This is a genomic window from Psychrobacillus sp. Z3-81, assembly GCF_056620325.1.
Window position 1 is genome coordinate 244,736 of the sequence record NZ_JBWQPU010000004.1, and the last position, 22,719, is coordinate 267,454.

Here is a 22,719-nt window from a genome sequence, read left to right on the forward strand (position 1 = left end):
AAAATAAGCTGAGAAAAGCTGAGGAGAGATGAGAATTGAATACGAAAAATCTTGTGTTAATGGCTCTATTAATTGGGATAGGAGCAGTGCTTTACATTATTACCCCTGGAATTATAGGTGGAATGAAGCCAGACTTCCTTTTAGTGATGATGTTTATATCCATCCTTTTATTCCCGCAAGCGAAAAATGTCTTCTTATTGGGAGTAACAACTGGTATTATTTCTGGTCTATTTTCTACGTTTCCAGGAGGCTTTGTCCCAAATATTATAGACAAGTTTGTGACTGCATTTATTTTCTTTGCACTGGCTACTTTGTTACAGAAGTCAGTTAATAAACTAGCTGTCGGTGTATTGCTGACTTGCATTGGAACGCTTATTTCAGGAACAATCTTTTTATCCACTGCCATATTTGTATTTGGAGCTGAAGCATTGTTTACTGAACTATTCTTAGTAGTCGTTTTACCAGCTACAGCCCTTAATGCAGCATTTTTGATTATTATATACCCAATTATTACTCGTCTAATAAAACGGTCCAATTTTAAAACAGCCTTATCCATCTAACATAAAATCAGAGGGTGCCCGAAAAAATTCGGGTACCCTTTTTCTTATAAGAAATCATTTGCTAGGCTGAAGAAGAAGAAAGGTTTCATATCTCATGAATTACTTAATCTGCTCGTGGATTTCTATAGATTCAAGGGTCATTTTACTTGGGTAATGACCTCCTTTTTTATTGGTGAAATAAAACTTTTCTATAATTATTTTTTTCTCAATCTTTTTTGAAGATAGTAAATATGTTTTAATAATACTTAGAGAAGGAATAATACATACTAAAGGCAAGTACAAGTCGAACCAATTTTCTTAATTCGAAATAATATATAGATAAAGGAGTGTGTATGGTGAAAGCTTTACAATTATTTTATGGACTCACTTTAGGCGCGCTAACAGGTGCAGCCACCGTTCTACTATCGACCCCTAAAACTGGCGAAGAGGTCCGCCACTCTATAAAGGCAAAGTCTACGGACTATCAAGAAAAGCTGGCTGATATTAAGAAAGAGCTTCAAAATGTGAAGGTTTCTATTAAAAGCCTAACTGCTGAATCCAAATCCGTTGTGCCTGCTACTGTTAACGATATCAAAGCAAGTGTAGAAACATGGAAAGAAGAAACAGGTCCACTACAAGAACACCTTCAAGAGGAAATTGCTTCTATTCAATTAGCTATCACTGAATTAGAACAACAATTGCCTAAAAAGAATAAAAAAGAAGCAGAAACACTGTAAAAAAAAGTATGCATTTAGTCTAAGGATTAAACGCATACTTTTTTTATTTTTAATTAAATATTATAATTAAAATAATATTTCTAAATATTCATTTCAACTTAATACCTTTATTGTTATAATGTGTTAAAAATAAAAAATATGGAAAGAAGGCTACTACGATGAATGAGCAGTTTTATACTTTAAAAGAAGCAATGCTATACAGCCAACGAATCGCTCAGCTATCAAAAGCACTTTGGAAAGCTGTAGAGAAGGACTGGCAAACATGGATCAAGCCTTATGACTTGAATATTAATGAGCACCATATACTCTGGATCTCTTATCACTTAAAGGGAGCTACTATTTCCGATATTGCCAAATTTGGTGTTATGCATGTTTCTACTGCCTTTAATTTTTCCAAAAAGCTAGAAGAGCGTGGTTTATTAGCCTTCTCCAAGCGCGATTCCGACAAAAGGAACACTTATGTAGACGTCACAGAAAAAGGTAAGGAACTGTTGGAAGAAATGTATGAAAACTATCATGACACGCACCATTCTGTGATAGAGGGCTCTTTACCGATGAAAGAAATATACGGAAAGTTTCCTGAGTTTATGGACGTAATGGCTGTCATTCGCAATATATATGGGGACGATTTTATGGAAATATTTGAACGTTCCATCCAAAACATTGACGAAACGTACTCAAAATCCCATAGTCACTAAAATTGAAAGCGCTATATAAATTTTAATAATCTTAGCCCTTGTTTTTTTCAGCAAAACATCGTATCGTATGTATCTGTAATAGACCTTCAACTAGGAGATGCTATAAACTTGAATTGCTGGAAAACAATTAATATCAAAAAACAATACGGTTTAGAAAGAGTATTTCTACTTTCATCCATTTTAGTATTATTGGTTTTTTCGTTTACTTATGTTTTACAAGAGATGGTAAACAAAACACATAAATCGGATGATTATTTTTGGCTATTCGTCATAGGATTGATCAGTATCTATCCTATTCACAAAACAATTCACTACCTACCTTTCATTAGGCATAGAAATAATGTAAAACTATTAGTTAATAGAAAATATAAATGTATACCTAGTATTACTATACGTGTATGTGAGCCTATCAATAAAAACAGATTCCTATGTTCATTGCTAGCTCCTTTCTTTTCTCTGAATATAGTCATTCTAATCGGGGCTATTTTAGCGCCAAATTTCGCTCATTATTTCACCATACTTTTTGCTTATCATTGTGGGCTATGCTTGATGGATTTAATTTACGTTAAAAATCTAAGCAACTCACCAAAGAAAGCCTATATCGAGGAAACAGAGAATGGCTATCAAATCTTGATTAAACAAAACAGTTAGTAATATGTAATACTTGTATAATTCGCCCCTAATTTGATATGCTTATGGTACATGAAGGGAGTTTAGACATGATCATATTTACTTTAGTTCTATTCTCAGCATTTTATTTGCTACAAATTAATAGAATGACATACGCGCTCGTTATGTCAAAAGAAATTCCGGAAGAAAAGCATCCGAAGATTTTTCGCACCATAAATATTCTAATAACCATACTTCTCGTAACCTTTTATGTGGAATTGGTATACGTAGTTTAAGAGAACCGTCATATGAAACCTAAAAAATTGACCCAAATCATCCAGAATGATTTAGGGTCATTTCTTTTAGGAGAAGAAGAAACCAAGATCGCGTTACACGATCTTAGTTCCTGATATCGTTAGATTAGTAGATAAACGCCGCGCCAACGATAATCAACAGAATAAACAGAACTACAAGTAATGCAAAGCCAGAACCTGCACCATAGTTACCACCATATTGTCCACCCATTCTTAACACCTCCTTTTTCTAATTTATCGTATGCAGAAGGTGAAAATGGTGGTGGGCAAATTAACGGGAACTATTTTTGTTTTTATATCGTTTATGTTATAGTTACAATTGTGCATGAAGAAGTTAGGAGAGATAAGATGAAAAAAACAGTTTTAACATTTACATTAGCGGCCTCACTACTTGCTCTTAGTGCCTGCAATGATGACACTAAAGATAACAGCGAGGTTTTAGCTACTTCTAAAGTTGGAGATATTACACAACAGGACCTTTATAAAGAAATGAAAGCTTCTATTGGTGAACAAGCGTTCCAACTTCTAGTAATCGAAAAAGTATTGGAAGATAAGTACGATGTATCAAAGGAAGAAATTGAAGCACAATTAGCTACTGACAAGGAACAAATGGGTGAAAGCTTCGAATCCATTATTGCACAAAATGGTTATAACGAAGAAACGTACAAGCAATATATCAAGCTAAACCTTCTACAAGAGAAAGCATTAATTGAAGATGTAGAGGTATCGGAAGATGATGTTAAGGCTGAATACGATCGAATTAAAACAGAAATCAATGCACGCCATATAGTAGTGGAAGATGAGGAAACTGCAAAGAAAGTAAAAGCTGAGCTTGAATCTGGCAAGGACTTTGCAGAAGTTGCGAAAGAATACTCCACAGAGCCTGCTGCTCAAGATACAGGTGGCAACTTAGATTGGATTAGCAGACTTGATAATATGGATCCTGCTTTCTTAGATGCAGCTTTTGCTCTAGAAACAAATGTAATTAGTGATCCAGTTCAATCAAGCTTTGGTTACCATATTATTGAGGTAACAGAAAAACGTGAAATTGAAGAATCTTATGAAGATAAAAAAGCGGAAATTGAAAAACAATTAAAGCTTGAAAAAGCGGATCCTTCTGCCCTACTTTCAAAGGTAGCAAAAATGATGAAGGATGCAGATATTAAAATTAAAGATGAAGATTTAAAATCTTCTCTAGAACAGTTCTTATCTGCTGCAGATCAACCAGTTGAAGAATCCACAGAAGAGGAAACTACTGAGGAAGAAACAACTGAAGAAGGAACTACTGAAAAAGAAACTACTGAAGAAACAGAGAAGTAAATACGGCGAGGAAACAATTCCTCCGCTTATAAAAAAATCGTAAGAGCTTATTGCTCTTACGATTTTTTGTATTAATCGAACGTAGGCTTGTAGAATGATCGGTTTTCAAGCGGAAATAATCGTTCTGTAAATTCTCCAGGATTTGTCTTCTCAAGTGCACGATTCAGCATATTCATCTTGGCATCTATATTATCAATATAATGCAAGATTTCGGCTTCTCTAAGCATTGGGCGTTTAGGGCTTCCCCACTCTTCTTTCCCATGGTGGGAAAGAACCATATGCTGAAGCAGCATTACTTCTTCTCCTTCGATGTCTAACTCCTCTGCTGCTTTCGATATTTCATTTACCATAATGGTGATGTGACCCAAAAGATTGCCTTCTACCGTATAGGTCGTTGCAATTGGTCCAGAAAGCTCTACTACTTTCCCAATATCGTGTAAAATAATCCCGGCATATAGCAAATCCTTATTTAACGTCGGATAAAGATCGCACAATGCCTTACCAAGCTTTAACATAGACACCACATGGTCAATTAGACCGGAAGCATAGTCATGGTGATTCTTAGTTGCAGCAGGATAGGTCATAAAAGCGGTCTGATGCTTTTTCATTAGATGGCGAGTTATTCGTTGTATTAAAGGGTTTTTCATTTCAAAGAAGAATTGAAGCAGTTCTTCCATGAGTTCTTCCTTCGACTTCTCTGCAGAAGGAACTAAATCATGAATAGAGATCTGCTCGTCAGCCTTTACAGGACGTATACTCTTTACACGGAGCTGAAACTTTCCACGGTAATCTTGTATTTCTCCACCGACACGCACTATCTGGCTAGCAGCGTATTGCTTTTCATGCTCCTCATTCGTATCCCAAAGCTTCGCCTCAATATCACCACTTTTATCTTGAAGGATCAAGGACATAAAAGGCTTTCCAACCGTTGTTATCCCCTTGGTCGATTGTTTAATAAGTAAGAAATGATCTACCGGGTCTCCTACTCGAAGCTGTGTAATTCCTTTCATCTGCAATCCCTCCACTTAAACTCTTAATCCCGCTACGTGTATCATATGTGTATCTCTCCACCTATTTGCCATGTGCTCATGACAGGTAAAATAAAGTATCTGATGGTCTAATTGTAGCTCTTCAACTAATTGTACCACTTGTTTTAGACGGTTTCGATCGAAATGTACAAAAGGGTCGTCCATAATAATAGGAAATCCCGTAATATCTCTTTGCGACATCGCAAGTGAGAATCGAAGAGCTAGGTAGGCCTGTTCCTTCGTTGCCTGGCTTAGCTCCGACACGTCAAAACGATCCCCATTCGCTTTCACCGCTTCAAAGCCTTTCTCGCTGACTAATTCTAAGCCTTCATAGGAACTATTGGTTAGCCTGCAAAACAGGTGTTTCGCTTCTTCTAGTACAGTTGGAAGCCTTTCCTCCCTTAACTGGGTCATCATTTGTTTAATGGAGGTGACTGCAGCTTTATAGACAGCCCACTTCTTTACTAGCTCTTGAAGCTCGGACTTTTCCTCTTCTATCCGTTGTAATAGCATGCCTTGTCCTTCGTCACTTAATAATTGCTCTGTTTTGACTTGTAGTGCACTCTTCTCCTCTATATAAGCATTCCTCTGTTTTTCAAACGTTTGTATGCCCTCTTTAAGCTCCTTTTCTGTTGCATCTGTAAATGGCTCAGAAAACGGTTTTTCCTTCTGGAGCTGTAACTGAATTTGACCAAGCTCCTGCTCCAGGTTATTTTTTTGCTGGAACCTTTTGCTTGCCGCATAGTAGTTATTTTCTGTGTCAGCCCCTGCCTCTTGCCAAAGCTCTTGTACTTGCAGCTCATAAGAAGCTAGAATGCCCTTTAGTTCTAAGATTTTTTCCTTGTTATCTAACTGTTTTTGAAGGTTACTATCCTGCTCTTCTCGTTGCTTTTTTGCCAGCAGATAATACTCTCGTAGCTGATGAAATAGCATGTCCTCCATCAAAGGAATAGGCACTAAGGACGCTGCTTTTGTAGACAGCTTTTGTAGCTCTTTCATGGCATGCTCTAACTGTCCTTCCAGAAAATCTAGTTGAAGCTGCTGCTCTTGGATAGAACGTAGTCTCGTAAAGATATCTGGCAATAAGCTAGGAGATATATCGGTCGGCATTTGATAGGACACAAGGAATTGATTGAGCTGTTTTTTCCCTTTCTCTATCCTTTGCTGCATCCTCTGGATTGTTCCTTCTAGCTGTTGCAACTGTTCCTGTATGGTTTTGATTTCCTTTTTAATCAATTCTTCATAATTGTCTAGGTCATTTCCCTTTCCAATAAATTTCGAACTTCCTAGCAATAAGGCAGCTAAGATAATAGAGAACACTAGAACTATCCAACTTTCTATCAAATAACTAAAGAGGAAACCTGTTAATAATACAACTGTCACCATGAAGTAAAAAACTTTAGAAGTTTGCTTGCCTGACGACTTGGAAGTAGCTTGCTTTGTATCTTGTAGAAGTTTTTCTTTTTCTACAAGCTCTTTTTCTTTCATTTCATAGATTCTTTTTTCTTGTAATAATGCTGCCTCCTGGTCCTCTAATTCCTTCAGGATGGACGCAAGGATATCTTCTTGCTTGATAGAAACATCTGCATTTAAAATAAACTCTAAACTATTTTCCCAATCTATCCCGATTAGTGCGAGCTGCTTCATTTGCTGCTGTAACAGCTTGTGATGCTCCTCTTCTAGCTGCATACGGCGTGCACGAAGCTGATGCCATTCTGATTCAAAGTTTAGAAAAGCATGTAGCTCCTCCAAATTTTCTGCTGACATTGTCCCTTGATTGTGCTGCAATATATCTAGCTCACGTTCAAGCTGTTTTAAGCTCGCTTCGCAGCTCGTTTTTTTGTCCTTTATAAGTTCATATCTTCTGATTCCCTCTATTGGGAAGCATTGATCTTGTAATGGTTTAAGCTCCTCCGTAATGTACGCTTCTTTTTCTATGAGTGGCTGGAGCTGTCGCCAGCGATAAAATTGCTGAAGCTTTTCTTGAAGCTCTTCCTGTTCCTTTGTAATGGTAGCTAGCATTTCCTCTAGCTGCTGGAGTCTTTCGATAGAAGGGCCAAATTCATTGCTGCGAACAAGATACTCCTGCCATTCTTGCTCTAGCTCTCGAATTCTCTCTAGCTTTTGATTAATAGCAGGTTTCTTTCCAGAAGGTTTAAATAGCGTCCCCATTTCCTTTGCAAAAATTGTTTCCACATTAGCCAAGGTATCGACCCCGGTAGTACCTGAAGAAATAAGCGTGCGTGTAAGCTCTTCCTCTGTCATTTTTTCCAATCCCTGCAACTGAAATAAAGTAAAGGAGTAAATAGCCTCCATATCCTGACGAGAATAGCCATTCAATAATTGTTGAAGCTCTCTTTCCCCGCCCCGTGTCCCATTTGGATAGTACAGCGTGACATCTCCACTTGCCTTTCCCCTTACCCGTTCTACCTCGACTATTTGTCCATCTGCATCTAGAAGGGTGATTTTTCCACCGTATGTAGCACCGCTTCTCGGCTCATAGCGTAACAGCTGTGAATTTCGTTGAGGAAATCCAAATAAAATATGAAGAATAAATTGCTGTATAGTAGATTTACCGGCCTCATTGTCCCCCAAAAATACATTCATCCCATCATGAAGTTCAATTTGCAGATTTTCATGCTTTCCAAAGCCATAAATATGGAGCTTTTGTAACTTCATACTCTTATATTCTCCTTTCTAATGTCTTGGATAAAGCTTCCTCTGCTTCTGTTATTATTTCCTCTATGAATGTATCATCTGCTTTTGGTAAATACCTACTTCCCTTAGGATGCTGGTATAATTCCTTCAGCACTTGCTTCCAATCCTCCACATCCCACTCTTCCATAATGGATAAGATTATCGACGTTTCCTTGTTGTTAGCAAACGAGTTTTGGATATGCAAGTCAGTTATAATTAAAAAGCCGTTCTCCAGATTTGTTCCCTCTTGTATAATTTGAAGCCATTCCTCTTTTGACGATCCTTGTATAAGTTCAAATGTCTCCTCATCTATATTTGTTAGTTTTATTTCTACAATAGCGCTTCCATATTGTTTTCCATACGATTGGAGCGATTGATCAATTTTCTCCAACAGCTCGTTTGCATGGATAATACCCTTGCATGAAACCTCTACTTCATCATATAGAAATGCAGAAGAAGGAAGAAATTCTAAGGTAGCCTTTTGCTTGGAGAGTGTTACCTGATAAAATCCCTTGAGCCCTTTTTCCTTTCGATGCCTGCTTTGTAGATTGCCAGGATAGACAATCGGCGGGTCAGCATGTAAGAGCTGGCGCTTATGTATATGACCTAACGCCCAATAATGATATTGTTTTTCTAGCAAGTCACTCACTCGAAAAGGAGCATATACATCATGCTCTTGATCGCCTTCCACACTGCCATGCAGCATTCCGATATAAATATCTTCCCCTTGTGCTGTCGGATACTGAAGATGCATCGATTCCTTCATATGCCTTTCTTTATAGCTAAAGCTAGAAACATGTACTTTCTGCCCTCTTACAGTAATTGTTTTTGTCTCCACCTGTTCCGGAAACACATGAACATTTCCAGGCAATTGAAAACGAACCCAGCTGCCACTAAGGTGATCATGGTTACCGTGACATAGAAAGACAGGAATATCTTCCTTATGGAGCTTCTCCATCCCTTGCTGAAAAATATGCTGGGCACGTAGACTGCGGTTTTCCCCATCGTAGATATCTCCCGCTATTAATACAAAGTCAGGCTTACTTTTTACCGCATAGTCGATCAAACGCTGAAAAGCCTGAAAGGTGCTTTCTCTCACTTCTATCCATCTTTCCTTTGGAATCGAAGAAATGCCCTTAAACGGACTATCTAGGTGTAAATCTGCTGCATGAAGAAATCGTATTTCTTCCATTCCAAGCACCTCTCTAAAACAGAATATTTGTTCTTATTTTATCATAGAAAAAAGACTATAGACAACTGTCTACAGTCTTAAGCATGCCCTTGCTCTTTTTTTATTTGCTTCAAGCTTACAAGTAAGCCAAATGTTCCAGCTGTCATGGTAGGTGGTAAGCTAAAAATTAAGAATTTCCAATTTCCCGTCACGTAGGACACTCCGACGAAAAAAAGTGGGGTACCTATTAATACGATAAGGGAAACAATTAATCCTATTTTATTATTGTTGCTTACAACTATCTCTTCCCTTTGTGCGAGAATTGAGCCAATCAGATAAGACACCATATGAATCACCCACAGCCCCGTCATCAAGAAGAAGGCAAGACCCGGTCCCTCCATAAAAATAATAACCAACCATACAAGCAGCATCGCAACCGTAGTTACAAGCCAGGAAAACGATCTTGCTTTGCTTTGTATTTCTTGATATCGCTCATCAAACCATCTCTTTTTCTTCCCTATCCTATGATTTATAATAGCTACGATTGAAATAATCACAATTGCTAATGGCAACCCAATTAAAAATGATAACCAATCAAACCCCTCATGCATCCCCTTCATCCTCCTCGTAAACGAATAAGTCTTCTATCGTACAACCAAACAATCTAGACAGCTTGAAGGCCAATGTAATCGACGGATTATACTTCCCTCTCTCCAAAGAGATAATCGTTTGTCTAGACACGTTTAATTTCTCCGAAAGCTCATCCTGCGTCATCCCCATTTCCGTACGCTTCTCTCGGACGAAATTTTCCACTACTTCCCCTCCTTTAATTGTAAAGCTAACTTTACGTAAAGTTTACTTTACTTTCAGTATAATTGTCAAGCAAACTTTACATTTTGTTTTTTAAATTTTTTATGTATAATGAATTTAAGAACATTAAAGGGGTGTTTGTAGAATGAAAGCATACAAGTTCACAGCGTTTGAACCAACAGGGGAGTTAATCATCGAAGAAACTTGGAACTTCGAAAATGATGAGGAAGCAAAAAGAAAAGGCGAGGATGTTATAGCAGAAAAGGGCTTTTCTAATAAAACCCATCGCTTAGTAAACAGTTCTGGCAAACTAGTATTATTCCACGTATAAGAGAGTAGGGACCGCCTGATTTGGGCGGTTTTTTTAATTGATGTGAAAGATGGAGAGAAGTTTTGGGAATAGTAAGGATTGTAGCAAAAACGGAGGCCATTGTAGCAAAAATGAGCTTGATTGTAGCACTTTTTTTCAGCGGGCGATTCATTGTCGTAAAAACTTCGGGGATTGTAGCAAAAATGGAGACCATTGTAGCAAAAACGAGCTTGATTGTAGCACTTTTTTCAGTGAGCGATTCATTGTCGCAAAAACTTCGGGGATTGTCGCAAAAATGGAGGTCATTGTAGCAAAAACGAGCTTGATTGTAGCACTTTTTTCAGCGGGCGATTCATTGTCGCAAAAACTTCGGGGATTGTAGCAAAAATGGAGGTCATTGTAGCAAAAATGAGCTTGATTGTAGCACTTTTTTCAGCGAGCGATTCATTGTCGTAAAAACAAGCTACAATATCGTAAAAATAGAGGGTTAAGTCGTAAAAACAAGCTACTATGTTGTAAAAATCACTTACTATGTTGTAATTTTGGACAATAATGTTGTAATAAAGATTGGTTGCCATAAACCATATAAAAAGAGAGCAACCAAACCTGTGCTCCCTTCACACGTCTTATTCCACCCAATTCCAGTAATCTATGTCCCCGAGCTGTTCTTCGTGGATTTCCTCCACTTCTCTCAGCTTCAATAGCTCCTTGACTGGTCCTGTCACCACAGCTCCGTATACTTGGAAGCCTTCATTCTTTAGATATTCGTATCTTTCCTGTAATAAATCAGTCTGTAGGAATGTTTCTGCTAATCCTTTTCTATCTGCAAGCATACGTTCCATATTATCTAGCATTGCTTGTTCGCTTTCCTCTATTGTATGTTTAGAAAGTATGGTAGCCATAGAACCTGAACGAAACTTTTCATTGGTGTTTCGAGCCCCTGCAAGCCCCCATGGTTTTCTCAGCGATACAATCGTATCAGAAGCAGAGAGTCCTTCATTAGCGTTTCCAACCTCCCCCATGTATAGTGGCATCCAAAGAATATCTAAATCATAAGGCTCCAAAAGAGTTACCACTTCTTCAGGCGTATAATAATCATTTAAAGAGAATGCTAGCTGAGCAACATTTCCTTCATGAATCATCTCGAGTCTTTCCCACACTTGCTCTCTTGAGATCACATCCGACTTTACACCAGTCTCAGGATTATACGGCAAATAAAAAGACAGCTGTTCCTCTGTAACATTAGGATCCTCTTCCATACTAGTCAAAGAGCTTAATAAAGGTTTCCTTACATGCATCGTGGATACGTGCTGCTCCTCCTTACCAATTCTCTTTAATAAAGGCATGTCAATTTTTTGAGTAAGCAGGGGAGATATATTATTAGCGGCCATAGAGCTAAGATTAGTTGTGACACCAGGCATTGTCCAATCAATAGCCAGCTGCAAGTAATGTTCTGTCTGATCTTTTACTTTTGTCTCATGATATATAATCGATACCGCTATCATATAAACTGCATACACTAAAAATATCCCTAGGAGCACTCTTACAACCTGCAGTGATAGCTTCCAAGAAAATCTCTTTTTATGCTTTTGTACTATTTGCCGTGCTTTTTCTTCATTCATTTCCATCATTTCCACCTCATTTAAAATCTTTCCCATGTCTTTCTGCTAACTGTTTGAATCTTCGTCTTGCTCGATGTATAGATATCTTTACTTGATCTATCGATAAATCTAACGTTTCTGCTATTTCTTCATAAGAAAACATCTCGTATTCTCGTAAATGAAGGATGCTTCGATAGTTTTCTGGAAGCAGAGTAGCAACGTCCTGAATGTCTTCGGCAACTTCCTGCTTATCAAGCTGGTCCTCCGGTACTCCATAAGGACTCACCATTCCTTCTACCAAGTGATTAGAAAAGGGAACCCACTTCCACCTTTTCCTTTTTCGCCATTCGTCCAAATATGTATTTCTTGCTACCTTGTATAACCAGCTTTTCACCTGTCCCCCCTCATACACATCCAAGGAAAGGGTCGCCCGGTAAAATGTTTCCTGCATAAGCTCTTCGGCTAACGATTCTGAGCCAGAGAGCTTCCAAAGATAAAAGTAGAGAGGCTTGGCATAGGCTAGATAGATTTCTTCTAGCTCATCTTGTCTCTTTTTCTTCAATTCCTTGCCTCCCTTCCTACCTAAAACGTCCGACTTCCTATTTTGTTACAGTATAAATGAAAAACTTTTTCGAAAAAATAAAAAAGAGCTTGAACAAACAACTCAAGCTCCAAACATTCTAATGTGCTAATCCATATAAACCTTCTCACTAGGCTCCTTTAATTCCTTAAAGACCCACCTAATTTGAGAAAGCGTGTTTCGTTCCTCTGACAATACGGGCAGCTCGTCCTCTGCAAAGAAAGCAACTTCAGCTGTTTCTATTCCAGTAATAGCCTGTCCCCCAATTATCTCGCAGTGAATGAACATTTTGTATACGTGATAAGGGGAAGGGGGATGAGGATGGCATTTCTTATCCATTATGCCAAGCAATTTGACAACTTGGACATCAAAGCCAGATTCCTCCTTTACCTCCTTAATTGCTACCTCGCTTGGTGTACATCCAATATCTGCCCAGCCACCTGGTAGCGCCCAAGCTCCATCGGCATTTTCCTTTACCAACAATAGTTTGTTTTCTTGTAGCACTGCTACTCTGATATCCACTTTTGGTGTGGCATATCCTGTTTCATTCGCAAAAAGGTCCCGTACTATCTGTTTATCCATAGAGGATTGCAACGCCATCATTTCTACACTTATGTCACGTATCATTTCAAATCTTTCTAAATCATAGACATCCTTGGAATAGGTTAAACCAGCCTGCGCTATTGCTTGGAGCTGCTTCGCCCACTCTAGCCATTTTTCATCCATTTTATTTACCTTTAAATTCAGGCTTTCGCTTTTCCACAAATGCCTTAATACCTTCTAAATGGTCCTCCGTCTGTCTCATTGCTGTTTGCATCTTTGCTTCTTGCTCCAATACTAGGTCTAATTCTTTTAGCTTCGTCGTATGTAATATTTCCTTAGAAGCAAGCATTGCAGCAACTGGTGAGTCGATTAGCTTATGAGCGTATGACTGCGCCATCGCATAGCCAAGTCCCTCGGACGCAACTTCATCTACTAAGCCCATTTTTTGTGCTTCTTTCCCCGTAAATTTCTGACCACTCCACATAAGCTGCTTTGCCTTCGGGATACCTACTCTCTCCTTCAAGAAAAAGTGGCCTCCTCCATCTGGTACTAGTCCTATTCCAATAAAGTTCATCGCCAGCTTACTTGTTTCCTCTGCAATGATGATATCGCATCCTAGAACCATACTAAATCCTAAACCTGCAGCTGCTCCATGGACCGAGGCAATAGTAATTTGAGGAAGTGTATAAAGAGTTTTAGCAATCCTAGTCAAATAAGTCATAGCAAACTCCATATCTAACGGATTTTCCGGATCAAGCATTGCTTTTATATCTCCTCCAGCAGAAAATGCCCTGCCTTCCCCTTTGATAATTAAGACCTGGATCCCCTTATCCTCCTTAAAGGCTTCTAAACAATCAGCCAGCTCCTCCATCATTACTCCGTTCATCGCATTCATCGCTTCCGGTCTATTCAATGTAAGGGTTGCAATGCGGCCCTTTTTCTCCACTAGTAAACTTTGATACATCTCGTTCTCCCCTTTAGTCAATCTTTAATGATCTGTCCATTCTCAGAACAAAATATGAATAGTCATTCATTTTACTATTCGCCAAAAATATTCATAATCCTCTTTAAAATAGAATTTCCACTAGAGAAACTTAGCGAGAGATTGATAGATGGGTTTGGAGAGCGATAGCAACTTGACCGAGCAATAGAGGTCACTTTTCGAGCAGTAGCCACGCCGTTTCGCGCAGTAGACCCATTCTTTCGAGCACTAAACACCTTCTACCGAGCAGTAGAGGCCACTTTTCGAGCAATAAACGCAGTAGCTCGGTTTTACGACTTGGATTCCACGAAGCTAGCTGGTTAGATGTTTTACGACTTAGCCTTCCATTTTTACGACATTCTCTTTCTGGCCGATCATTATTACCACATTATTCCCCAAAATTACAACATAGGGAGTGTTTTTTACAACGCAGTAGCACTCTGTCGTCGAGCACTAGATACCTTCTACCGAGCGATAGCAAACCTACCGAGCAATAGATACCTAAAATCGAGCAGTAGCCCCCTCTTTCCGAGCATTAGATACCTTTTACCGAGCAATAGCCCTAATTTACCGCGCGATAGCTACCTTCTACCGAACGATAGGCCCGCCGTCCCACAGTAGTCTCCTCTTCCTAGCCTCACTTCCATTTCAAGCATCAAAAAAACCGCCAGATGAACACCTGGCGGTCATGAAACAACTTTATTAGATTCCTTCGTATAGCTCTTGAACTGGTTTGATTAACACTCGGTTAACCTCTTCAATTAATTGGCTTAGCGCCATTTCAGCTTGAAGCATCCCAAAGATTTTTTCGTTTCCTTGTGCTAGCTGGGCAGTCTTTTGAGCATATTCAAGCTCTTCTCCGCTAATTTCTTCGCCTTGCATTTGTTTTTCTTGCAAGGACAATTGGATTTTACGGAAGCTTTGGAATAATGCTAGAGCATCTGGGTCTTCCTTAACAGCTGCAACAGCTGCCTTTACATTTGCAAACTCCGTAGTTTGTCGTAGGCTACTTTCTAATTTGTTAATGTCGTCGTAAATATTAATCATGAACGTTATCTCCTTTTGCAGCCATGCTAAATCAACATAACTTTATTTTTAAGTCGTTAAAATAACGATTATTCCTTGGATGATCCCTATTAATCCCCCAAGCACTCCACCTAATACCGTGATCATTTTAAATTCACGTTTAGAAATTCCTAACACGATTTCTTCTAATCTCGCAACAGGGAAGGAATCCACTTGTTCTTTTACCATGTCCTCAATCTTCATTCGTCGTAGAACTTCTTCGAGCTTGCTCTCCGCTTCTTTAAAAGCAAGATCAGTCAAGGTAGGAACAAATTTCGTTTCAGACCAAACACTTGCAGACGGGAAGTAGTGAGAAATTGTGTAATTCATTCTCTCCTCTACCGCAAGCTGGTCACGTAAGTATACCTTAACATTTTGTACGACAGGTTCAAAGTCAAAGCCATCCACCATTTCTGAAATAGGGCGATCCTTCAGCTTTTCCCACTCGTCATGGACAATGCGTTCTAGCATTTCTTTTGTTCCTGGTGCCTTTATAAATTTGATAATCTCAGGTTGTAGCTTTCCAACGAGTGAATGGGAATCTCCCATAAACATTTGAATCATGTTACCAATTGTACCTTTCGTGGAAAGGAAATCATCAATTAGTCTCTTTGCTGTTCTTGTCCCTTCTTCCGAGCGGAAAAAATCCTCGCCCTTTTGCAGGATATACACCACAATATCTTCTATCTTTTGATCTGCCTTCTCCTGCCAGCTTAATGGAGTTATTTGACGAATAGTTTCATTCTCTAATTTTCTCTTTAATTTATGAAACTGACTGTCAACCTGCTCGTCTAGCTTTTCATTTACCATCAAGGAAACCGACTCTATATTACTAGCCTTTAACCAATCAGTAATCGTTTTATCTGATTCCCAAATCTTTTCTTTTAATTGATTGGAAATAAAGGAATTGGCCTTATTTCTCATTTCATCATTAAAATATTTTTTTCGAAATATCTCTGGGGTTAATAAATGATTGATGACTGTTTTCCCTAATTGTGTGGCAAGCTCATCTCTTCTTTTGGGAATTAAACCTGGTGTGAAGGGAACTCTCCAGTTTCCTATATATTTTGCCTCGTGAGGGCGGAATAGCATTTGGATTGCAAAGTGGTTGGTCACCGCTCCTATCGCTGCTCCTACTAAAGCCATAAATGTGATTGTCCATATATATTGCATAATTTCACCTTTTTCCTCTAGCTTATAGCTTATTATAGCAGAGGTGATGAAAACACTAAAATAATTTAGAGCGCATTATACATCATGGAAAATCGTATGGCATGCTCTGTCTCGTCGTGCATTGCCAAAAATAAAGGCGCATAGGCCTGTTGAATCGGTATTTGAAGTAGCATTTCCTTATAAAGCTCGGACGCATCCAGCTCATCCTTAACGGCTTGCTTTGCATAAGCTTTTAAATCTGGACAAGGAGGTCCTTTTTTTACATTTTGAACATAGCTGCCAGTTAACATATAATGGAGTTGTTGGAACATTTCATAATGACTTTTTTCATCCTCTAAGGCATGTTCAATGAATCCCTTCCAAAAAGGATCGTCCGTCATCTTAGACATTTCCTGATAAAAGTAATAAGATGCGTACTCATCCTGTATTGCTTGTTCCAATTTTTTGATAAACAAATAGATGCTCCTTCACTAGTCATTTATCCTAGTGTATGCTTGCAAATTCTGTCACATGAAAGGTTGTTTACAATGCTTCAACACTTTAGCTTTAAATCTCTCTATGATAATGGACAACTGCCGGGCTGGTCTGTCTCCTTTTTTTATAAGCATGTTAGATATTCTGCTGAATATGAGCCTGATGGCACCATTAACTGGATTGGTGAAACACCGCCAGACGAGGAAGCTGTTAAAAAGATGATCCATGAATTAATGCTTTTCCATGTATATGATTAAGAAAAATTGAAAAAGAAAGAGGCTGGGACATAACGAAAAAAGCGCTTATAATTCTTAATATTAATAAGAATCGTAAGTGCTTACTTACTTTTTTTACGTTTAGGTTCTTCGCTGTGTCGGACGCTTTCCGTGGGCACGGCTCGAGCCTTTAGTCTCTCCCTCGCGCTGTTCCCACAGGAGTCGCCGACGCTGCTCAGAACCTATTAATGTTTACTTCTAAATTTCAAATTTGATCAATAAATTTCAAAAAGAATAGTACCTATCAAGGAAAGAATAGTTTTGTCTCAGACTCTTTCTCACTTTAAGTTATTGCTATCACTAAGCAACCTCTTTATAGCTTTTTGTTTCAATCCATGATTCTGGTGGGCGACCTCCATACGATAACTCCGTAAATTGAAACCCAGTGAAAAATAAAGAAGCGACAAACAAAATGGTTAACGACATTTTAAACTTTTCCCTTATCCAGTACACCCCTAGTTTCTTCATGTAGTTTTTTTCTTTTTTCCATAAGTTTACTCATTACTTCCATCATTTTTTCCGTTTGATTTGTCTTTAAGTAGTACTTCCAAAGCTGGTAGCTATAATAGGTATATATAAGGAGGGAAAAATTATCTATTTATTTACTAGGAACTTTACCCTAATTTCCATGCTAATCTATCTTTTTTCGAACAAATAAGAAATAAAAATAGGTCGAAGCTATGATGTATAATATTCCAGTTATTGTAAAAGTATAAGCGTATCCCCAATAATATCCAAACGCCACTACAAGTCCTGTAGAAATTCCGCCTGTACTTGCCCAACCAATATTGAAAACCATCTGATTAATGGAATTTGCAAGTCCTTTGTATTTATTGTGTACGATATCCATCGCAATTGCACTTTGGATAGGATTTCCTGCATTCATGAGTGCCTGACGAAGTAAAAAGGCGATAGATGCAATAAGCAATGAGTTTGTGTAACCAGTAATAAAGAGAAAAGGAATGGATAATAGCTGAAAGGTTACTAGCGCCCTTACTTTTCCAATACGCTTCACTAGGGCAGGACCTAAAAGCATGGCAACAGCTGTCATAGCAGATCCAAGAGAAAGTATAAGTCCTATATAGGCATTCGTAGCATCAAATCGATTAGAAAAATACAAGTTAAGATAGGGAATAACGAGTCCGGAACCAGTTCCTATTAATAAGTTAGCAATTCCGAAAAGAATTATAATCTTAATATTACTTTTAAATGAAACAGGGTTTCTCTCTAAATTTTGTCCACCTGGATCTGTTATCTCCTCCACAAGAGGAGCTCGATTAATTTTAGTTAAAGGAAATAATCCTGCTGTGAATATCATTGCCCCAATAATTAGGACCAGTTTAATTGCCAATACCGGCTCTAGACCACCGATTAGCTGAAAGGCATCCGCAAGCACTCCACCTCCCAAGCTACCAACCACTCCGGCGATTGTAATCATGGAAAAGTGAATACTGAACAGATTCATCCGTTCATTTGGCTTCGAATTCTCTGCTAAAAATGGGACACCAGATACTTGCACTAAGGCCATAAAAAGTCCTGTAAAAAACGCAGCCCCAACCAAAGAACCCTCCCCCACTACTAGACTTCTGATATATAAAGTCCCAGCAGTAAGGATGGTGCCAATGATGATAATCTCTCTCCTACCAAGCCGGTCACTAAGATATCCTGCCGGCACCAGCATAATGGCGGATGCTAAAGAGGTCATGGAAATGATGTTTCCATTCATTGTTTCTGGGAAACCAAGCTCTTTAATATATAAATTGTACATAACTGAAAAAACACCCATCCCAATTTGAATGAGTATATTTGCAAGCATAAACATCTGTATATTTCGTGGGAAAGCAATTATTTTTCTCTTCCAATCAGTAAGCCAATTAAACATCATCAACCATCCCTATATTTCGATAATCTAAATATACGATTTTCGTTACAAAAAGAGAAGTACTATTTACACGATGTGCTTAAATAGGGAAAACCCCACAGGCTTATATAGCGTGTGGGGTAACTCCTGCTTGCAACTTATACATTTGTTCATATCGACCCTTAAGCTCTAACAGCTCCTCGTGCGATCCACTCTCGACAATTTCTCCGCGATCAAGCACTAATATGCGATCTGCATTTTTAATCGTAGATAATCGGTGGGCGATGATAAAGGTCGTTCTTCCCTTCTTTAATACATCCATTGCATGCTGAATGATTTCCTCTGTTTCCGTATCAATATTGGAAGTAGCCTCATCTAAAATAAGAATTGCTGGATCAAAGGCTAATGCTCTTGCAAAAGATATCAGCTGCCTTTGTCCAGATGATAGCGTACTTCCCTTTTCAATAACAGGCTCATCCAGACCCTTTTCCAAGTTCTTCAGCACCCTGTCACCTCCGACAGCTGCTAATGATTCCTCTACTTTCTCACGCGTAATTCGAGGGTCATTTAAGCTGACGTTAGAGGCAATGGTGCCAGAAAATAAATACGGATCTTGTAAAACAATCCCCATGTGCTCTCGGATAGTCTGTCTCGGAAGACTAGTAATATCTATCCCATCAATTAATATCTTACCTTTCGTAGGATCATAAAAACGAAATAGCAAATTCATAATAGAGCTTTTCCCTGAACCAGTGTGACCAACAAGTGCGATTGTCTCGCCTTTATTGGCTTGAAAGGATAAGTTTTTTAATACGTATTCATCCTTTTTATATGCAAAGGAAACATTTTGAAATGCTACATTTCCTTCGTATCGTGGCATTCTTTGATCTGATACGTTTTCTCCTTCTTCATCCAACAGCTCAAAAACTCGTTTACCCGCTACCAATGATCTCTCTAATTGAGAGAATTGGCTAACGATCCCGTTAATCGGATTGAAAAGCCGAGTTATATAATCAACAAAGGCATAAAGTAAGCCTGCAGATATAATCGTACCTGGCTCCATGGACTGGCTTCCAAAAAAGAAGATAAATACAGCAAAGGTCATGGAGCGCAATACTTGCACTAAGTTAAAGGAGGTTGCCGAATCTAAGGTTAATAGCTTTCTTTGATACGTATAATGCTCATGATTCATTTCTTCGAATTCACGATCCATCTGCTTTTCACGTTTGAATGCTTGAATGATAGACATCCCTTGAATAGATTCATTTAACATTGCATTCATATCCGCAATTTTTGTACGAACTATATGGTTATACTTAGATGCATACTTTCGGTAGCCAATCATCCAAATATAGACGATTGGTAGAACGAATAACGCCAAAGCAGCCATTCTAACATCTAAGATGAATAAAGCAATATACACTCCAATGATGGAAATGATGCTGGTTGCAAATTGAGACAGAACCTGAACATACAGATTTCGAATAGCTTCTGTATCGTTTGTAACCCTTGCCACTACCTTTCCCGCTGGGAGATTATCAAAATATTGAATAGATAACCGTTGGATATGCTCGAATACATCATTTCGCAATCTCTGGACCACACGATTGGCACCAACTTGCAGGTTAATGAACATGAAATATCGAAACACCGCTGTGACAATAGATAGGCCAAAAAATACACTGAGCAGTATAATGATTGGACGAATTTGAATTGCTCCATCTGTAATATAGTTATCAATAATATACATAGCAATAAAAGGTCCAGTTAAATCTGCAATTACTGCAATCGTTAAAAATAGTAGTCCAAGCAATATTGGCTTTTTATAAATTAATGCGTAATGGGTAAGTCTTTTTCCTGTACTCATTACGACACCCCCTCAAGCTGTTGACGATCGTATTGTTCCTTGTACCAGCCTTGCTTCTGCAATAACTCTTCGTGGGTACCTTCTTCTATAATTACCCCTTCATCTAGTACAATGATGTGGTCTGCATGCTGTATAGCAGATAAACGATGCGTCGTGATAATAGTTGTTTTTCCTTGTCGTTCATTTTGAATATTTTCTATAATTTTTGCCTCTGTCTTTGCATCAACAGCTGACAAGGAATCATCGAGCATCAATATTTCTGGATCCTTTATTAAAGCCCTAGCAATAGAAACACGCTGCTTTTGACCACCTGATAAAGAAACTCCCTTTTCACCAACAAGCGTTTCCAAGCCCATCGGCAAATTTTCTAAATCCTTTTCAAAATAAGCAAGTCGTATAGCCTCTTGGAGATCTTCTTCCGTAGCATGATCTTTACCAAAAAGGATATTTTGTCGAATTGTTCTAGAAAATAAAACATGATCCTGTGGGACATATCCTATCCACTCTAAAACCTGTTCCTTGCTTTGTTCTGTTATTTCAGTTCCTCCAATAGTCAGCTTCCCAGTACCCATCGGATACTCTTTCAATAGCTGCTTCATAAAGGTTGTTTTTCCTGCTCCTGTTTTCCCAACAATTCCAAGCGTCTGCCCTTTTTCTAATTGAACACGTATATTTTCAAGATTCTTCACTTGAGATAGCGGATACTGGAATCCTACTTGTTCAAAGCCAATACCCTGAACCTCTTCCAAAACTACCGGTCTTCCTGGATCCTTTACATCTGCTTCGTAATGGAGTGTTTCTTGTACACGGTCAAGAGAAGCATTTCCTCTTTGCATAACATTGATTAGCTCCCCTATCGCAAACATCGGCCAGATAGCCATTCCTAAGTAAACATTAAATGTGATTAAGTTTCCTACAGTCATCTCACCTTTAGAAACTAGATAAGCACCATATCCTAATGCCACTACATAACTGATTCCGGTGCCGACTTTGGTAATTGGTCCAAAAAGTGCATCAATCCGTTCTACTACCATGTTCTTCTGATAGACCTCTTCACTCATATCAGAAAACTTCTTTTCATCCGCTCTTTCCTGGACATATGCTCTAATGACCCGTACGCCAGCCACTGACTCCAGCACCCTGTCATTTAAATCACCGAATGCATCTTGAGCAACCATATACTTTTCATGAATAATCTTTCCTAAATACTGCATGATAATAGCAAGAATAGGTATCGGTAATAATGCAAAAAAAGTTAGCTTCCATGAAATGAGAAATCCCATCGCTAAGATGAGCGCTGCCATATACATCGTAGAGTCAATTAGTGTCATGATTCCGAATCCAGCTGTAGTAGATACAGCGTTTAAGTCATTCGTTGCGCGTGCCATCAAATCGCCTGTACGATTTTTTTCATAAAAGGTTGGTGTCATACTAAGAAATTTACGGTTCAATCTTGTTCGTAAAATCTTCTCAATCTCAATGGAACCACCGAAAAGCTGATATTGCCAAATAAAATTCAATACATAGCCAATCAAAATAAGCCCGATAAAATAGAGAACATATTGCGTCAATTGTTCTCCAGTCATACTTCCAGAAGTGATGACATCTATTGCTCCCCCAACGAGCCAAGGAGGTATAATTTCGATTGCACTCGCCACAATAAGAAACATAATCGCTACTGTATAGCGTATCCAATGCTCTTTAAAAAACCATTTCAACTTAAATAAAACCGAAAACATATAAATTCCCTCATTTCTTTTTAACCATGTTCAGTAGATAGCTATCCACCTTCAAGCGATTCCTTTATTAATAGCTGTTTTGTACGTTGAACAATCATTATCCAACTCCCCTTTCTTTTATCACTGACAAATGGAAAAGAAAACACAAAAAAAAGCGCATACCTATCACGGTAATGCACTTAAAAATAGACACAAATATAAAAAGTCTTTTTAAAGTGATTGTACGCTATAGGGAGGATATGAAAAATTTATTCTGTTTACTGAAACTTTCGATACACGAATCATTTTACATACCTCCCTTTCCATTTGTTTAGTGTCATTCAACT

General features: G+C 38.4%; 25 protein-coding genes. 8 read left to right on the forward strand and 17 right to left on the reverse strand.

Annotated elements, in window-relative coordinates:
* Positions 1 to 35 precede the first annotated feature (35 nt).
* The 5 genes from AC1ECF_RS06765 to AC1ECF_RS06785 all read left to right on the forward strand — a co-directional run bounded on the left by AC1ECF_RS06765 (position 36) and on the right by AC1ECF_RS06785 (position 2,879).
* Positions 36 to 560, forward strand: a complete 525-nt coding sequence (locus AC1ECF_RS06765) for a tryptophan transporter (protein ID WP_480388641.1) — start codon at positions 36 to 38, stop codon at positions 558 to 560.
* Between the two features lie 335 nt (positions 561 to 895).
* The gene (locus tag AC1ECF_RS06770) at positions 896 to 1,276 is read left to right on the forward strand and encodes a YtxH domain-containing protein (RefSeq protein ID WP_480388642.1); all 381 of its coding nucleotides are present in this window, start codon (positions 896 to 898) and stop codon (positions 1,274 to 1,276) included.
* A gap of 158 nt (positions 1,277 to 1,434) precedes the next feature.
* Positions 1,435 to 1,974 (forward strand): HTH-type transcriptional regulator Hpr, encoded by a 540-nt coding sequence (locus tag AC1ECF_RS06775; RefSeq protein ID WP_480388643.1) that lies wholly within the window; start codon positions 1,435 to 1,437, stop codon positions 1,972 to 1,974.
* 108 nt (positions 1,975 to 2,082) lie between these two features.
* On the forward strand, positions 2,083 to 2,625 hold the full coding sequence (locus tag AC1ECF_RS06780) for a DUF3267 domain-containing protein (protein WP_480388644.1): 543 nt from the start codon (positions 2,083 to 2,085) through the stop codon (positions 2,623 to 2,625).
* 68 nt (positions 2,626 to 2,693) lie between these two features.
* On the forward strand, positions 2,694 to 2,879 hold the full coding sequence (locus tag AC1ECF_RS06785) for a hypothetical protein (RefSeq protein ID WP_480388645.1): 186 nt from the start codon (positions 2,694 to 2,696) through the stop codon (positions 2,877 to 2,879).
* Between the two features lie 124 nt (positions 2,880 to 3,003).
* On the opposite strand, the gene AC1ECF_RS06790 is transcribed toward AC1ECF_RS06785, so the two are convergent.
* Positions 3,004 to 3,108 carry a YjcZ family sporulation protein gene (locus AC1ECF_RS06790; RefSeq protein ID WP_480388646.1) on the reverse strand — a complete coding sequence of 35 codons (105 nt, stop codon included), beginning with the start codon at positions 3,106 to 3,108 and terminating at the stop codon, positions 3,004 to 3,006.
* Positions 3,109 to 3,245: 137 nt separating this feature from the next.
* Between AC1ECF_RS06790 and AC1ECF_RS06795 the strand changes: the two genes are divergently transcribed.
* The gene (locus tag AC1ECF_RS06795; protein ID WP_480388647.1) at positions 3,246 to 4,217 is read left to right on the forward strand and encodes a peptidylprolyl isomerase; all 972 of its coding nucleotides are present in this window, start codon (positions 3,246 to 3,248) and stop codon (positions 4,215 to 4,217) included.
* A gap of 71 nt (positions 4,218 to 4,288) precedes the next feature.
* Here the strand turns inward: AC1ECF_RS06795 and yhaM are convergent, their stop codons facing one another.
* The 5 genes from yhaM to AC1ECF_RS06820 form a co-directional block, all read right to left on the reverse strand.
* Positions 4,289 to 5,227 carry a 3'-5' exoribonuclease YhaM gene (gene yhaM, locus AC1ECF_RS06800; RefSeq protein WP_480388648.1) on the reverse strand — a complete coding sequence of 313 codons (939 nt, stop codon included), beginning with the start codon at positions 5,225 to 5,227 and terminating at the stop codon, positions 4,289 to 4,291.
* A 15-nt stretch (positions 5,228 to 5,242) separates the two neighbouring features.
* Positions 5,243 to 7,924, reverse strand: coding sequence for an ATP-binding protein (locus AC1ECF_RS06805; protein WP_480388649.1), 2,682 nt, complete (start codon positions 7,922 to 7,924; stop codon positions 5,243 to 5,245).
* Positions 7,925 to 7,928: 4 nt separating this feature from the next.
* The gene (locus AC1ECF_RS06810) at positions 7,929 to 9,134 is read right to left on the reverse strand and encodes a metallophosphoesterase family protein (RefSeq protein WP_480388650.1); all 1,206 of its coding nucleotides are present in this window, start codon (positions 9,132 to 9,134) and stop codon (positions 7,929 to 7,931) included.
* A gap of 77 nt (positions 9,135 to 9,211) precedes the next feature.
* Complete coding sequence (locus AC1ECF_RS06815; RefSeq protein ID WP_480388651.1) at positions 9,212 to 9,724, reverse strand: DUF2178 domain-containing protein; 513 nt, start codon at positions 9,722 to 9,724, stop codon at positions 9,212 to 9,214.
* On the reverse strand, positions 9,717 to 9,926 hold the full coding sequence (locus AC1ECF_RS06820) for a helix-turn-helix transcriptional regulator (RefSeq protein ID WP_480388652.1): 210 nt from the start codon (positions 9,924 to 9,926) through the stop codon (positions 9,717 to 9,719). Before AC1ECF_RS06820 ends, AC1ECF_RS06815 begins: the two co-directional genes overlap by 8 nt.
* Before the next feature lie 142 nt (positions 9,927 to 10,068).
* On the opposite strand from AC1ECF_RS06820, the gene AC1ECF_RS06825 reads away from it, so the two are divergent.
* Complete coding sequence (locus tag AC1ECF_RS06825; RefSeq protein WP_480388653.1) at positions 10,069 to 10,254, forward strand: YhzD family protein; 186 nt, start codon at positions 10,069 to 10,071, stop codon at positions 10,252 to 10,254.
* 605 nt (positions 10,255 to 10,859) lie between these two features.
* Here the strand turns inward: AC1ECF_RS06825 and AC1ECF_RS06830 are convergent.
* The 7 genes from AC1ECF_RS06830 to AC1ECF_RS06860 all read right to left on the reverse strand — a co-directional run bounded on the left by AC1ECF_RS06830 (position 10,860) and on the right by AC1ECF_RS06860 (position 16,632).
* Positions 10,860 to 11,891, reverse strand: coding sequence for an anti-sigma factor (locus AC1ECF_RS06830; protein ID WP_480388654.1), 1,032 nt, complete (start codon positions 11,889 to 11,891; stop codon positions 10,860 to 10,862).
* Entirely contained in the window at positions 11,872 to 12,396 is a 525-nt protein-coding gene (locus AC1ECF_RS06835) for a sigma-70 family RNA polymerase sigma factor (RefSeq protein WP_480388655.1), read from the reverse strand. Before AC1ECF_RS06835 ends, AC1ECF_RS06830 begins: the two co-directional genes overlap by 20 nt.
* Positions 12,397 to 12,522: 126 nt before the next feature.
* Positions 12,523 to 13,140 (reverse strand): NUDIX hydrolase, encoded by a 618-nt coding sequence (locus tag AC1ECF_RS06840; protein ID WP_480388656.1) that lies wholly within the window; start codon positions 13,138 to 13,140, stop codon positions 12,523 to 12,525.
* Position 13,141: 1 nt separating this feature from the next.
* Positions 13,142 to 13,921 carry an enoyl-CoA hydratase gene (locus tag AC1ECF_RS06845; protein WP_480388657.1) on the reverse strand — a complete coding sequence of 260 codons (780 nt, stop codon included), beginning with the start codon at positions 13,919 to 13,921 and terminating at the stop codon, positions 13,142 to 13,144.
* 720 nt (positions 13,922 to 14,641) lie between these two features.
* Positions 14,642 to 14,986: a YlbF family regulator gene (locus AC1ECF_RS06850; protein ID WP_480388658.1), complete on the reverse strand. Its 345-nt coding sequence runs from the start codon at positions 14,984 to 14,986 to the stop codon at positions 14,642 to 14,644.
* Between the two features lie 48 nt (positions 14,987 to 15,034).
* Positions 15,035 to 16,177, reverse strand: coding sequence for a DUF445 domain-containing protein (locus AC1ECF_RS06855; RefSeq protein WP_480388659.1), 1,143 nt, complete (start codon positions 16,175 to 16,177; stop codon positions 15,035 to 15,037).
* 65 nt (positions 16,178 to 16,242) lie between these two features.
* A complete protein-coding gene (locus tag AC1ECF_RS06860; protein WP_480388660.1) occupies positions 16,243 to 16,632 on the reverse strand; it encodes a ferritin-like domain-containing protein in 390 nt (129 codons plus the stop codon).
* Between the two features lie 72 nt (positions 16,633 to 16,704).
* Between AC1ECF_RS06860 and AC1ECF_RS06865 the strand changes: the two genes are divergently transcribed.
* A complete protein-coding gene (locus AC1ECF_RS06865) occupies positions 16,705 to 16,908 on the forward strand; it encodes a YheE family protein (RefSeq protein ID WP_480388661.1) in 204 nt (67 codons plus the stop codon).
* A gap of 318 nt (positions 16,909 to 17,226) precedes the next feature.
* Here AC1ECF_RS06865 and AC1ECF_RS06870 read toward each other — a convergent pair whose 3' ends face one another.
* The 4 genes from AC1ECF_RS06870 to AC1ECF_RS06885 all read right to left on the reverse strand — a co-directional run bounded on the left by AC1ECF_RS06870 (position 17,227) and on the right by AC1ECF_RS06885 (position 22,393).
* Entirely contained in the window at positions 17,227 to 17,352 is a 126-nt protein-coding gene (locus tag AC1ECF_RS06870) for a hypothetical protein (RefSeq protein WP_480388662.1), read from the reverse strand.
* Between the two features lie 205 nt (positions 17,353 to 17,557).
* Positions 17,558 to 18,808, reverse strand: a complete 1,251-nt coding sequence (locus AC1ECF_RS06875; RefSeq protein WP_480388663.1) for an MFS transporter — start codon at positions 18,806 to 18,808, stop codon at positions 17,558 to 17,560.
* Positions 18,809 to 18,911: 103 nt separating this feature from the next.
* Positions 18,912 to 20,654 carry an ABC transporter ATP-binding protein gene (locus AC1ECF_RS06880; RefSeq protein WP_480388664.1) on the reverse strand — a complete coding sequence of 581 codons (1,743 nt, stop codon included), beginning with the start codon at positions 20,652 to 20,654 and terminating at the stop codon, positions 18,912 to 18,914.
* A complete protein-coding gene (locus AC1ECF_RS06885) occupies positions 20,654 to 22,393 on the reverse strand; it encodes an ABC transporter ATP-binding protein (protein ID WP_480388665.1) in 1,740 nt (579 codons plus the stop codon). The genes AC1ECF_RS06880 and AC1ECF_RS06885 overlap by 1 nt, the downstream gene beginning before the upstream one ends.
* Between the last annotated feature and the right edge of the window lie 326 nt (positions 22,394 to 22,719).